Annotated in this window: 11 protein-coding genes; 6 read left to right on the forward strand and 5 right to left on the reverse strand. The window is 71.3% G+C overall.

All coding sequences use genetic code 11. From position 1 onward, the window contains the following. Positions 1 to 229 precede the first annotated feature (229 nt). Positions 230 to 2,962: a pyruvate dehydrogenase (acetyl-transferring), homodimeric type gene (aceE, locus tag VE546_RS16140; protein WP_324922832.1), complete on the forward strand. Its 2,733-nt coding sequence runs from the start codon at positions 230 to 232 to the stop codon at positions 2,960 to 2,962. A gap of 77 nt (positions 2,963 to 3,039) precedes the next feature. Here aceE and VE546_RS16145 read toward each other — a convergent pair whose 3' ends face one another. The 3 genes from VE546_RS16145 to VE546_RS16155 all read right to left on the reverse strand — a co-directional run bounded on the left by VE546_RS16145 (position 3,040) and on the right by VE546_RS16155 (position 5,651). After that, complete coding sequence (locus tag VE546_RS16145; protein WP_324922833.1) at positions 3,040 to 3,315, reverse strand: small hydrophobic protein; 276 nt, start codon at positions 3,313 to 3,315, stop codon at positions 3,040 to 3,042. 138 nt (positions 3,316 to 3,453) lie between these two features. Then, positions 3,454 to 3,906: a peptidase inhibitor family I36 protein gene (locus VE546_RS16150; protein WP_324922835.1), complete on the reverse strand. Its 453-nt coding sequence runs from the start codon at positions 3,904 to 3,906 to the stop codon at positions 3,454 to 3,456. Positions 3,907 to 4,049: 143 nt separating this feature from the next. Continuing rightward, positions 4,050 to 5,651 carry an MFS transporter gene (locus tag VE546_RS16155; RefSeq protein ID WP_324922837.1) on the reverse strand — a complete coding sequence of 534 codons (1,602 nt, stop codon included), beginning with the start codon at positions 5,649 to 5,651 and terminating at the stop codon, positions 4,050 to 4,052. A 117-nt stretch (positions 5,652 to 5,768) separates the two neighbouring features. On the opposite strand from VE546_RS16155, the gene VE546_RS16160 reads away from it, so the two are divergent. The 3 genes from VE546_RS16160 to VE546_RS16170 all read left to right on the forward strand — a co-directional run bounded on the left by VE546_RS16160 (position 5,769) and on the right by VE546_RS16170 (position 8,812). Beyond that, a complete protein-coding gene (locus VE546_RS16160; RefSeq protein ID WP_324922839.1) occupies positions 5,769 to 6,428 on the forward strand; it encodes a TetR/AcrR family transcriptional regulator in 660 nt (219 codons plus the stop codon). A gap of 309 nt (positions 6,429 to 6,737) precedes the next feature. Next, the gene (locus VE546_RS16165; protein ID WP_414720498.1) at positions 6,738 to 7,856 is read left to right on the forward strand and encodes an alpha/beta hydrolase; all 1,119 of its coding nucleotides are present in this window, start codon (positions 6,738 to 6,740) and stop codon (positions 7,854 to 7,856) included. Positions 7,857 to 7,912: 56 nt separating this feature from the next. Next, a complete protein-coding gene (locus VE546_RS16170; RefSeq protein ID WP_324922841.1) occupies positions 7,913 to 8,812 on the forward strand; it encodes a DUF4429 domain-containing protein in 900 nt (299 codons plus the stop codon). Between the two features lie 150 nt (positions 8,813 to 8,962). On the opposite strand, the gene VE546_RS16175 is transcribed toward VE546_RS16170, so the two are convergent. Both VE546_RS16175 and VE546_RS16180 read right to left on the reverse strand, forming a co-directional pair. Further along, positions 8,963 to 9,988: an aldo/keto reductase gene (locus tag VE546_RS16175; RefSeq protein ID WP_324922843.1), complete on the reverse strand. Its 1,026-nt coding sequence runs from the start codon at positions 9,986 to 9,988 to the stop codon at positions 8,963 to 8,965. Between the two features lie 7 nt (positions 9,989 to 9,995). Further along, positions 9,996 to 10,481: a MerR family transcriptional regulator gene (locus VE546_RS16180; protein WP_414720496.1), complete on the reverse strand. Its 486-nt coding sequence runs from the start codon at positions 10,479 to 10,481 to the stop codon at positions 9,996 to 9,998. 100 nt (positions 10,482 to 10,581) lie between these two features. On the opposite strand from VE546_RS16180, the gene VE546_RS16185 reads away from it, so the two are divergent. Beyond that, positions 10,582 to 11,406, forward strand: coding sequence for a serine hydrolase domain-containing protein (locus VE546_RS16185; RefSeq protein WP_324922845.1), 825 nt, complete (start codon positions 10,582 to 10,584; stop codon positions 11,404 to 11,406). A gap of 463 nt (positions 11,407 to 11,869) precedes the next feature. Beyond that, the gene (locus VE546_RS16190) at positions 11,870 to 13,351 is read left to right on the forward strand and encodes an amino acid permease (RefSeq protein ID WP_414720497.1); all 1,482 of its coding nucleotides are present in this window, start codon (positions 11,870 to 11,872) and stop codon (positions 13,349 to 13,351) included. Positions 13,352 to 13,419: the final 68 nt, after the last annotated feature.

Genomic DNA, 13,419 nt, shown 5'->3' on the forward strand with positions numbered 1-13,419 from the left:
ATTGGGCGAGAGATGCGGAGAGGATCGAACGGCCGTGCGCGGTCGGCGGAGCCCAGGGCGTAGGGTTGCCGTTCGGCCGACTCATGCTCCGGCCGTACAGGGCCGGGCACCCGGGCGTCTCACGGAGTGGGGTTACCACTCGGTAGAGATGACGTATCCGCCCCAGCGGTACACGATGGGAGACGGCGCGATACCCCTGCAGAGCAAGACCGAACAGCGAAGGAACAGCGTGGCTTCCGGATCCGATCGCAACCCGATCATCATTGGTGGCCTTCCCAGCCAGGTCCCGGACTTCGATCCCGAGGAGACCCAGGAATGGCTCGACTCGCTCGACGCGGCCGTCGACGAGCGGGGCCGGGAACGTGCCCGCTACCTGATGCTGCGCCTCATCGAGCGCGCCCGCGAGAAGCGGGTGGCCGTCCCGGAGATGCGCAGCACGGACTACGTCAACACGATCGCGACCAAGGACGAGCCGTTCTTCCCCGGCAACGAGGAGATCGAGCGCAAGATCCTGAACGCGACCCGCTGGAACGCGGCCGTGATGGTCTCCCGCGCCCAGCGGCCGGGCATCGGGGTCGGCGGCCACATCGCCACCTTCGCCTCCTCGGCCTCGCTGTACGACGTGGGCTTCAACCACTTCTTCCGCGGCAAGGACCACGGTGACGGCGGTGACCAGGTCTTCTTCCAGGGTCACGCCTCCCCGGGCATCTACGCGCGCGCCTTCCTCCTGGACCGGCTCACCGAGGAACAGCTCGACGGGTTCCGCCAGGAGAAGTCGAAGTACCCCAACGGTCTGTCCAGCTACCCGCACCCGCGGTCGATGCCGGACTTCTGGGAGTTCCCGACGGTCTCCATGGGCCTCGGGCCGATCGCCGCGATCTACCAGGCGCGGATGAACCGCTACATGCACGCGCGCGGGATCGCCGACACCTCCAACTGCCACGTCTGGGCGTTCCTGGGCGACGGCGAGATGGACGAGCCGGAGTCGCTGGGCCAGCTCTCCCTGGCCGCCCGCGAGGGCCTGGACAACCTGACCTTCGTCGTCAACTGCAACCTCCAGCGGCTCGACGGCCCGGTCCGCGGCAACGGCAAGATCATCCAGGAGCTGGAGTCGTACTTCCGCGGCGCCGGCTGGAACGTGATCAAGGTCATCTGGGACCGCTCCTGGGACCCGCTGCTGGCGCAGGACCGCGACGGCGTGCTGGTCAACAAGCTGAACACCACTCCCGACGGCCAGTTCCAGACGTACGCCACCGAGACCGGCGCGTACATCCGCGAGCACTTCTTCGGCGGCGACCACCGGCTGCGGAAGATGGTCGAGAACATGACCGACGAGCAGATCCTGCACCTGGGTCGCGGCGGTCACGACCACCGCAAGGTGTACGCGGCCTACAAGGCGGCCCGGGAGCACAAGGGCCAGCCGACGGTGATCCTGGCGCAGACGGTCAAGGGCTGGACGCTCGGCCCGAACTTCGAGGGCCGCAACGCCACCCACCAGATGAAGAAGCTGACGGTCGAGGACCTCAAGCGCTTCCGCGACCGGCTGCACCTGCCGATCTCCGACAAGGCGCTGGAGTCGGGGCTGCCCCCGTACTACCACCCGGGCCGGGACTCGGAGGAGATCCAGTACATGCACGACCGGCGGCGGGAGCTGGGCGGCTACGTGCCCACGCGCGTGGACCGCTCCAAGCCGCTGGTGCTGCCGGGCGACAAGACCTACTCCACGGTCAAGAAGGGCTCCGGCCAGCAGAAGGTCGCCACCACGATGGCCTTCGTACGGCTGCTGAAGGACCTGATGCGGGACAAGGAGATCGGCAAGCGGTTCGTGCTGATCGCCCCCGACGAGTACCGCACCTTCGGCATGGACTCGTTCTTCCCGACGGCCAAGATCTACAACCCGCTGGGCCAGACCTACGAGTCGGTGGACCGCGAGCTGCTGCTGGCGTACAAGGAGTCCCCGAACGGCCAGATGCTGCACGACGGCATCTCCGAGGCCGGGTGCACGGCCTCGCTGATCGCGGCGGGCTCGGCCTACGCCACCCACGGCGAGCCGCTGATCCCGGTCTACGTCTTCTACTCGATGTTCGGCTTCCAGCGGACCGGCGACCAGTTCTGGCAGATGGCCGACCAGCTCGCGCGCGGCTTCGTGCTGGGCGCCACCGCCGGCCGCACCACGCTGACGGGCGAGGGCCTGCAGCACGCGGACGGCCACTCCCAGCTCCTGGCCTCGACCAACCCGGCCTGTGTCGCCTACGACCCGGCCTTCGGCTTCGAGATCGCCCACATCGTGCAGGACGGTCTGCGGCGGATGTACGGCGAGAACGCCGAGGACGTCTTCTACTACCTGACCGTCTACAACGAGCCGATCCAGCAGCCGGCCGAGCCGGAGAACGTGGACCGCGAGGGCATCCTCAAGGGCCTGTACCGCTACAAGCAGGGTGAGGCGGGAACGATCCCCGCGCAGATCCTCGCCTCCGGCGTGGCGGTGCCCTGGGCCCTGGAGGCCCAGCGCATCCTCGCCGAGGAGTGGAACGTCCGGGCGGACGTCTGGTCGGCGACCTCCTGGAACGAGCTGCGCCGGGAGGCCGTCGCGGTCGAGGAGCACAACCTGCTGCACCCGGAGGAGGAGCAGCGCGTCCCGTACGTGACCCGCAAGCTCCAGGACACCGAGGGCCCGGTGCTGGCCGTGTCCGACTGGATGCGCTCGGTGCCGGACCAGATCGCCCGCTGGGTGCCGAACAGGTACCAGTCGCTGGGCGCGGACGGTTTCGGCTTCGCCGACACCCGCGGTGCGGCCCGCCGCTTCTTCCACATCGACGCGGAGTCGATCGTCCTGGGCGTGCTCACCGAGCTGGCCAGGGACGGCAAGGTGGACCGTTCGGTGCTCAAGCAGGCCATCGACCGCTACCAGCTGCTCGACGTGACCGCGGCCGGTCCGGGCCCGGAGGGCGGCGACGCCTGACCGCCGGCCGGCGCCCCTTCCGGTGTGCCCCGGTCCCGGCCTCCCGGCCGGGACCGGGGCACTCGCGCATCAGGCCGTCACATCCACAGCCCCCACGAGCCGGAGGCGGCGGACAGCCATATCAGGCCGAGCACGGTGTCGATCGCACCCAGGACGACGGCCACCAGGGCCGGTACCGACCGGGCACCGATCCAGCGGCGGCCCATGGCGAGCCAGCCGCAGACCATCGCGATGGGGCCCAGGACGAAGCCCATCACGAAGAACCCGGCAACCGCGCAGACCACCCCGATGACGCCGAACGTCGAGCGTTCGTCGCCGGTGAGGTCCGACCCGCCGCGTCGCGTGCGTCCCATGTACCGTGAGCCCGCCATCATCCCTCCCAGGGTCGTCGAACCGGGCTGTCGGTCCGGATACCCCCGGCATTCCGCGGGATGCCCGGACGGGAAGCGGCGGGAGACCGGACGGGTCGGCCCCCGGGACGGCGGCCCACCTCAGCTCTCCCAGATCTTGACGGCCCGCACCTGGTAGGACGTCCGCGGCGCCCAGGAGCCCGACGGATAGGTGTCGAACTCACCGGTCTCGGCGCACTCCGCGCTCTGGTAGGCCGTCACGGGCCTGCCGGTGCGGTTGGCGAGCGAGGCGGCGGTCGCGCCCCCGGGCAGCGGCACACAGCTCTCGATGTCGGTGTCCGCCAGCTCGTGGGTGTGGCGCGGCCCCCGGAAGTCTCCCCGCTCCCACAGGCAGAGCTGCCCGGCCGCGCACTCCCCCAGCCGCGGGGCCCGCTCCACCGCCGCGGCGGCCTGCGGCGCCGGGACCGCGAGCAGGGCCGCGGAGGCCAGCAGGACCGCTGACAGGACTGCCGGCAGGACCGCCGGCAAGACTGTCGGCAGCGCGGTGCCCGCCCTCCGTGCGAGGTGCCGTGTGACGTGCTGCTCGGAACGCATGTGGATCACTCCCCCGTGTCGGTCGTGTGTGTGATCAGCTTCGACACGGGCCGGCCGGCCTGCCAAGGGCAGACCGGCCGTTTCACCAGTACGGGTAATGGAGTTGTCCACAACCGCCGGGCCGTCCACAGCCCGGCGCCTCCTCAGATGTGCACCGACGGTCCCGTGCCATGCTGGCCGCCCCTGGTGAACAGCGCGACGCCCGCCGCCAGGACGGCCACGATGCCCGCCAAGGTGAAGGCCAGGCTCATGCCGGACAGGAAGGAGTCGTGCACCACCGTCCTCATGGCCTCGGCCAGCGGCTCGGGGGTGCCCGCGGGGGCGGGCGGGGCGATGCCCAGCTCGGCCGCCTCCAGCAGGCCCGCCTCCTGCTCGGGCGGCAGCGGGGGCAACTGGGCGTCGCTCCACTTCCCGGGGAGGGTCTCGTGCACCCGGGAGACCATCACAGCGCCCAGCACGGCCGTGCCGAGGCTGCCGCCGACCTGCATGGCGGCCTGCTGGAGACCGCCGGCGACCCCGGCGTGCTCCAGCGGGGCGTTGCCCACGATGACCTCGGTGGCGCCCACCATCACCGGGGCGAGGCCGAGGCCGAGGATCGCGAACCACAGCGACATCTCGGCGGTGCCCGTGTCCTGTTCCAGGGTGGACAGGCCGAACATGGCGACCGCGGTGACCACCATGGCGCCGACCAGCGGCAGCCGCGGGCCGACCTTGGTGATCAGGGCCCCGGCCAGCGGCGAGGCGACGATCATCATGGCGGTCAGCGGCAGCAGGTGCAGTCCGCTGTCCACCGGGCTCATCCCGTGAACGTTCTGGAGGTAGAAGGTGACGAAGAAGATGCTGCCCATGAACCCGAAGGCCATCAGCACCATCAGCACGGTCCCCGCCGACAGCGGGACGGAGCGGAACATGCTCAGCGGCAGCAGGGGCTCGCCGGTCCTGCCCTCCCAGACCACGAAGGCCACGAAGGCGGCCACCGCGACCGCGAGGAACAGCAGCGTCCCCGTGTCGCCCCAGCCCCACTCGGGCGCCTTGATGATGGCCCACACCAGGCAGAACATCGCGCCGGAGAGCAGGACGATGCCGGGGACGTCGAAGGACCGGGGGGCGTTCTCCGCCCGGTGGTCCACCAGGATCGCCAGGCAGAGCGCCACGGCCAGCAGGCCCACGGGCACGTTGACGAAGAAGACCGACTCCCAGTTGACGTGCTCCACGAGCAGCCCGCCCGCGATCGGGCCGGCGGCGGTGGAGGCGCCGATGACCGCGCCCCAGATGCCGATCGCCATGTTGAGCTTCTCGGCCGGGAAGGTGGCGCGCAGCAGCCCCAGGGCCGCGGGCATCAGCAGGGCGCCGAAGAGGCCCTGGAGCACGCGGAAGGCGACGACCATGGCCACGCCCTCGGACAGGCCGATGGCTCCGGAGGTGGCGGCGAAGCCGACGATGCCTATGAGGAAGGTCTGCCGGTGGCCGAAGCGGTCACCGAGCCGGCCCGCGGTGATCAGCGAGACGGCCAGGGCGAGCAGATAGCCGTTGGTGATCCACTGCCCGTCCGCGAAGGAGGCGTCGAGGTCGTCCAGGATGGCGGGGTTGGCGACGGCGACGATGGTGCCGTCCAGGGCCACCATCATCACCCCGAGCGCGACGGCGATGAGGGTCAGCCAGGGGTGGCCGCGCAGCCCGGCACGGGACGGCGCCGTGTCCGGCTCCGGCGTGCCGACGGAGGCGGATGCGGTCTTGGAAGTCATGCCCGGCAGCTTAGTGTCAGAGACTGACACTTCAGGGGGCGATTTTCCTGCCGGGAGGTGTCGCACGGCTCACAGGTAGGGTGACCGGCACCCACGTGGTCAGCAGGAGGTATCGGGGTGAGCGGTCTGCGCGAACGCAAGAAGCGGCGCACTCGGGACGCGCTGGTTCGCACGGCCCACGAACTGTTCGTCGCCCGGGGGTACGAGCGCACCACGATCGACGAGATCGCCGACTCCGTACGCGTCTCCCAGCGGACCTTCTTCCGCTACTTCGCCAACAAGGAGGAGGTCGCCTTCGCCCTCCTGTGGATGGTGGAGGAGCGCTTCTTCACCGCCGTCGGCGAGCGCCCCGGGCACGAGACGCCGATGCAGGTCCTGCGCAACGCCCTCGACACCGCCTGGGACGGCATCAGCGAGGCCATCCAGGAGGTCGTGCCGCTCGAGCTGTACCTGCGGATGTGGCAGGTCATCGAGACGACCCCGGCCCTGGTGGCCGTCCATCTGCGCCGCTCCACCGAGCAGGCGGACCGGCTGGTGACCGAGATCGCCCACCACGCCGGGGTCGCCCCGGACGACCCGCGGCCGCAGGTGCTGGTCGCCGCGTTCTCGGCGGTGGTGCAGCTCGCCGGGCGCCACTGGGCCACCAGCGGGGAGGTCAGCGTCGAGAGCGCCCGGAGGATCTACGAGAACTACCTCGACCAGCTCGGCCCCGCCCTGGGCGAGGACTGGCGCCCGGCCCCGGCGAACGCCGGAACCCCTCCGGAACGCCGGGGGTGAAGGCCCGGCGCCACCGCCGTTCATCCGCTCAGGTGTGTTCGCGCGGCTGAAACGTGAGATGGGTCACGCATCGGGCGCGTCGCCCCGGGCGTCTCCTAGGGTGTCAGACCAGTGACTCCGATCTTCCTCCCCGACGCCCCCTTGTACGCCACCGAGTACGCCACCGAGTACGCCACCGAAACGAAGCACGCCGCGGGTGCGACGGAGACCGCCGGCACGGCCGGTACCGCCGTCCCGAAGAATCCTCCCGACGCGCACACCACCGCCGCGGCTCCTCCCGCCCCGCGGCGCGTCCTGCTCGCCCTCGCCGTGGTCCTGGTGCTGCTGGTCACCTCCGGCTGGACGGCCGTACGGGACCGCCACGCCGACCCCGGGTCGCGCACCGCCGCCCTGCTGGCCTGGCGGGACGGCCGCATCGGCGGCAGACCCCTGCCCGCCCCGGACGCCGCGCCCCACGTCATCGCCCGGTTCTTCCGCGAGCTGACCAGCGCCCAGCGGAACCGCCTGGCCGCCCGCCACCCCCTGGTGGTGGGCAATCTCGACGGCGCACCGGTCGCACTGCGCTACCGCGCCAACCGGATCGCGCTGGCCGAGGCCCGTGCCGTCGAGCGGAGGCGGATGACCGACGAACGGCTGACGGAGGAGGGCCGCCACGAGGCGGGCCGCCGGATGCACCGCTTCGCCTCGCTGCTGCGCGCCGGACGCAAGATCCTCTCCTTCGACCCGGCCGGCCGCGGCCGTGTCGTGGAGGTCTTCGGCGACCTGGACCGCGCCCAGCGGGTGTCGGTCGTGGTGCCCGGCGTGGACACCGAACTGCTGACCTTCGAGCGGACCCGCCGCAGGTACTCCGCCCCGGTGGGCATGGCGCGGGCGCTGCACCGGCACGAGCGCGCCACCGCGCCGCACGTGCGCACCGCCACCGTCGCCTGGGCCGACTACACCTCCCCGCGCGGCGTCGGCGTGGACGCCGCCTCCGGCGGACTGGCCGAGGACGGCGCCCGGCGGCTGGTCTCCTTCCTGCACGGCCTGCCCGGCCGCTCCACCGTGGCGCTGTTCTGTCACAGCTACGGCTCGGTGGTGTGCGGGATGGCCGCCCGGGGCGGACTGCGGGAGCGGCTCCCGGACCGGGTCACCGACATCGCGGTGGCGGGCAGCCCCGGCATGCGCGCCGACCGGGCGGCCGATCTGGACGTGCGGGCCCGGATATGGGCGATGCGCAGCGACGGCGACTGGATCGCGGAGGTGCCGTACCTGGAGTTCGGCGGCCTCGGCCACGGCGCCGACCCGGTCTCCCCCGGCTTCGGCGCCCACCGGCTGACCACCGACGGCGCCGTCGGCCACACCGGCTACTTCGAGCCGGGCACCGGGAGCCTGGCCAACATGGCGGCCGTCGGTACGGGGGCTTATCACCGGGTGCACGAGTTGTGACGCGCGCGGTACGACGGGGGAGGACGGCCGGGCGGCCGACGCATACGATGACCCGCATGGGTGACGTGCTGGCCGGAATTAACTCCTCCTGGGAGTTCGACACCGACTCCGTGCTCATCCGCTTCGAACGGGGGATCCGCACGCCGAAGCTGTTCCACGTGCTCGGTGAACGGCGTGTCCCCTACGAGGCGCTGAGGTCGGTCGAGCTGACCCCCGGCGCCAGACGGGGCACGGTCGTGCTGCGCGCCGAACCGCGTCCGGGAGCCGATCCCCTGGTGGAGGCCGCCGCCGGGCAGCTCAGGGAGACCAGCGACCCCTACCGCCTGGTGCTCCCCGTCGAGCGCGAGCCCCTGGCCGCCTCCTTCGTCAGCGAGCTGCACTCCGTCCTCGGCCCGTGGGCGGACGAGCCCGCCGACCGCCACCTGGTGGCCGCGCCCGCCCCGCCCCTGCAGTTCAAGGCGTACGACGGCAAGGTCTCCTTCGACGGACGGACGGTGTCCTTCCGCTGGTTCTGGACCGGGGCGTCCTCGGCGAAGTGGAAGGCGGGCGACCAGACGTTCGCGGTCGGCGAGCTGCGGGGCGTCGAGTGGCGCTCGCCCGAGGTCATGGGCGGCCACCTGCGGCTGATCCGCCGCGACGCGCGCGACGACCAGCCGCCCGAGGAGGCCGACCAGGACCCGGCGGCCGTCGTCTTCGGGCTGGGTTACGGCCTGGTGCACGAGTCGCTGCCGCTGGCCGCCTCGGTGCTGGAGGCGATACGGGCGGCCGGGCCGGACCCGGCCCTGGAAGCGGCGACGGCGGCCACCGCCCGGGTGAACGGCCCGGTCGCCCAGGTCCGGCCCGCCCCGGCCGACATCGCCGACCGCATCCGGCACCTGGGCGAGCTGCACGAGGCCGGACTGCTCACCGACGACGAGTTCAGCACGAAGAAGGCCGAACTCCTCGCCGAGCTGTAGGCCCGGTCCGGTCCAGTCCAGCTCAGTACGGTCCGGTCGGTCCGGCCGCGCGCCCCGGGCCGTGGCGCGGGAAGCGCGGGGCGCGGGGCGGCGTCCCCGCCGCGTCCCGCACCTCCGCACGCTCCCCGCCCGCCGTCTCCCGCCGTACGGCTACTCCCGGCCCGCCGAGGTGAAGCTCAGGTCGGCGTACCGCCCGCCGGCCACCTGCCCGGCGATCGGTTCCAGTGCGGCCAGCTCGTCCGCCGTCAGCTCGATCCGGGTGGCGGCGGTGTTCTCCTCGATCCGGTCGCGCCTGCGCGTGCCCGGGATCGGCACGACCGGCAGTCCGTGCACCGCGGCCCGCTGCTGCACCCACGCCAGGGCGACCTGCCCGAGGGTGATCCCGCGCGCCCGGGCGATCGCGCGCAGCGGCTCCAGCAGGGCGGCGTTGACCGCCGCGTTCTCCCCGGTGAAGCGCGGCATCGTGCGCCGGAAGTCGTCCTGGGACAGTTCCTCGTCGGCACGGGTGAACGCGCCGGTCAGGAAGCCGCGGCCGAGCGGCGAGTACGGCACGAAGGTGACGCCCAGCTCCTTCGCCGCGGGCACGGCCGTGCGCTCCACGTCCCGGCTGAAGACCGACCACTCGGACTGGAGGGCGGCGATCGGGTGGACCGCGTGGGCCGCGCGCAGTTCGTCACCGGTCACCTCGCTCAGCCCGAGCTGCTTGACCTTGCCCTCCGCCACCAGCTCGGCCATGGTGCCGACGGTCTCCTCGATCGGCACGTCCACGTCGCGGCGGTGCATGTAGTACAGGTCGATGACGTCGACCCCGAGCCGCCGCAGACTGCCCTCCACGCACTGCCGGATGTACGGGGCGTCGTTGCGGATGTCGCGCTTCGCCGGGTTCCCGGGGTCCATGACGATGCCGAACTTGGTGGCCACCACCACCTCGTCCCGGTGCGCCCTCACGAAGGGCGCGATGAACCTCTCGTTCTCGCCGAAGCCGTACATGTCGGCGGTGTCGTAGAGCGTGACCCCCAGTTCCAGGGCGCGCTCCAGTGTGGCGCGGGCCTCGTCCGTGTCCGTGGGCCCGTAGGCGAAGCTCATGCCCATGCAGCCCAGGCCCTGGACGCCGACCTCGGGGCCGCCGGCGCCGAGCCGTGCCGTGGCGATCCGGTCGCTGTTCTCCGTGCTCATGTGGGGTTCAGAACCTCTCCGACGCCCGCCGGGCGTCCGCATAAAGATCGATCTTGAAGTCGAGGACCGCCAGGGTGCTCTGCAGTTCGGCGATCCTGCGCTTCACGTCCTCGCGCGTCGCGCGCAGCAACGCCTGCCGCTCGCCGAAGGTGTGGTCGCCCTCCCGTACCAGTTCGGCGTAGCGCACCATGTCCGCCACGGGCATTCCCGTCAGACGCAGCTTTCCGACGAAGGCCAGCCAGTCCAGGTCGCGGTTGGTGAAGCGGCGCTGCCCGGTGTGGGAGCGGTCGATGTGCGGCATCAGGCCGATCCGCTCGTACCAGCGCAGCGTGTGGGCGCTCAGCCCGGTGAACGCGGCGACCTCGCTGATCGTGTAGCGGTCCTGTCCGTCCGGCCGCGGATGCGCCACCTCCGCCGACGCGCACATCTGCGTCACGGCCGGCGCCGCGGCCGGCGTCACGGCGTTCCCCGTCTCCGTCTGCATCACGGTCATAAGGGAACGCTACGGAGTTGGAGTGCACTCCAAGCAAGCGGAAACCGGTGCGAAATCCCGCCACCTTCCCCCGGGGAGCCCCACGTTAGGCTCAGGGGCCATGGAGAGCCTGCGCACGATCGAGAACTGGCCGGTGACCACCGCGGCGGCCGCCGTCGTACGCTCCGACGGCACGGTGGCCGGCACACACGGCCCCGCCGACCACCGCTTCCCCCTGGCCTCGGTCACCAAGCCCCTCGCGGCGTACGCGGTGCTGATCGCCGTCGAGGAGGGCGCGATCGAGCTGGACGAGCCCGCCGGTCCCGACGGCTCGACCGTACGGCACCTGCTCGCCCACACCTCCGGCCTCGCCTTCGACGAGCAGCGCACGATGGCCGGGCCGGGCACCCGCAGGATCTACTCCAACACCGGCTTCGAGGTCCTCGGCGACCACCTGGCGAAGGCGACGGACATCCCCTTCCCGCAGTACCTGCGCGACGCCGTCCTCGCCCCGCTGGGCATGACCGCCACCGAGCTGCCGGGCTCCCCCGCCAAGGACGCCGTCTCCACCCTGGCCGACCTGGTCCGCTTCGCCGCCGAGCTCCAGGCCCCGCGCCTGCTCGACCCGCGCACCCTGGCCGAGGCCACGTCGGTGGCGTTCCCCGGCCTCTCCGGCGTCCTGCCCGGCTACGGCAACCAGCGGCCCAACGACTGGGGACTGGGCTTCGAGATCCGCGGCGGCAAGTCCCCGCACTGGACGGGCGCCTCCTCCTCGCCGCGCACTTTCGGCCACTTCGGGCAGTCCGGCACGTTCCTGTGGGTGGACCCGGACGCGGGCGCCGCCTGCGTGGCCCTGACCGACCGCGCCTTCGGCCCGTGGGCGATCGAGGCGTGGCCGCCGTTCACCGACGCGGTGCTGGCCGAGCTGCGCGGAAGCGGCGACTGACCCGGAAACCCGCGGTACCGCTCGGCCGCCGGCCGGGCCGGTGCCGCACGGCCGTCCGCACCGACGGTGCGTATCGCGTCCTGCTACCCTCCGTGGCGGTCCCGCACGGCGGCACCGCCCCCGCCGCGCTCCCCGCCGATGGCCGAAGAACGCCCATTCCGCGGTCGGGACGGAAAACTGACCCTCAAGGAAGCGTCAGCCTACAGTAATAATTTGGTCAAAAGCGCGCCTTATTTGCCCAATTTCATGACTTCCGCGCCTTACGTCTGTGATCTCGCGCACAGGCGGATTCTTCGCTCGACCCCGCACCTCGTGGTAGACGTTCTCGACCACCACGTGTGGCCCACCCCTGCCACGCGCGGATACAACGGCCGGCCGATCGTCGGCATGCGGAACTCCACTCGGGGGGGATCGAGAACCGATCCGGAAGAGCCGGGTCGGGTATGGAGAAAGGCGCATCACCATGACCCCTGAGCAGGTCACGGGCCGTACCGCTGCGGCGGACACCACAACAGGTCGGGGAAGCGGTCAGACCTCCGAAGAGGGTTACCAAAGGGGCCTCGGCAGCCGACAGGTCCAGATGATCGCCATCGGTGGCGCCATCGGAGTCGGCCTTTTCATGGGAGCCGGGGCGAACATCGCCAAGGCGGGTCCCAGCATCATCCTGATGTACGCCCTGGCGGGCGTCATCGTCTTCTTCATCATGCGAGCACTCGGTGAGCTGCTGCTCTACCGACCGGTCTCCGGCAGCTTCGCGGAGTACGCCAGAGAGTTCCTCGGCCCCTTCTTCGGGTTCGCGACCGGCTGGACCTACTGGCTGATGTGGGTCGTCACCGGCATGGCCGAACTCACGGCGGCGGCCATCTACATGCACTTCTGGTTCCCGGAGATCCCGCAGTGGGTCAGCGCGCTGACCTTCCTCGTGGTGCTGTTCGGCGTCAACCTGATCTCGGTGAAGATCTTCGGCGAGGTCGAGTTCTGGTTCTCGATGATCAAGGTAACAGCGATCATCGGCATGATCGTCATCGGCCTCGGCGTACTGACCCTCGGCTTCTCGGACGCCGGTGACACCGCCACCGCCAGCAACCTCTGGGCCCACGACGGCATCTTCCCCAACGGCATCGGCTCCAGCCTGATGACCCTGCAGGGCGTCATGTTCGCCTACCTCGCCGTCGAGCTGGTCGGCGTCACCGCGGGCGAGTCGGAGGACCCGGAGAAGACCCTGCCGAAGGCGATCAACACCCTGCCCTGGCGCATCATCGTCTTCTACGTCGGTGCCCTGCTGGTCATCCTCTCCGTGGTCAAGTGGACCGAGTTCGGCCCCGGCGTGAGCCCCTTCGTCCACGCCTTCGAGAAGATCGGCATCCCGCTCGGCGCCTCCATCGTCAACTTCGTGGTCCTCACCGCGGCGCTGTCGTCCTGCAACTCCGGCATGTACTCCACCGGCCGCATGCTGCGGGACCTCGCCTCGAACTCCGAGGCCCCGAAGTTCCTGGGCAAGCTGAACTCGCGCAGCACCCCGGCCGCGGGCATCACCCTCTCCGTCGCCCTGATGGGCATCGGCGTGGTCCTCAACTACCTCGTCCCGGAGAAGGCGTTCGCCTACGTCACCTCGGTCGCCACCGCCGCGGGCATCTGGACCTGGATGATGATCCTCGTCAGCCACATCCTCTACCGCCGCGCCGTCGAGGCGGGCCGCCTGCCGGCCTCGTCCTTCCCGGCCCCCGGCGGGAGCGTGTGCAGCTGGATCGCCCTGCTGTTCCTGGTCTTCGTGACCGCGATCATCGCCATCGACCAGGACTCCCGCATCTCCCTGTACGTCGGTGCGGGCTGGGCCGTGGTCATCGGCATCGGCTGGGCGGTGCTCAAGAGCAAGGGCCTGCACCCGCAGGCCTCCGCCGCGCCGGAGAAGGAGCTGGAGTCCGTGGGCGGGCCGCGGGCCTGAGCCGTCTCCCCACCGGGCGGGCGCATCCCGCGCGCCCGGTGGAACGCGTGAACCGGGCGGGGTGTCCG

It is taken from the genome of Streptomyces sp., from assembly GCF_035644915.1.
Classification (GTDB): Bacteria; Actinomycetota; Actinomycetes; order Streptomycetales; family Streptomycetaceae; genus Streptomyces.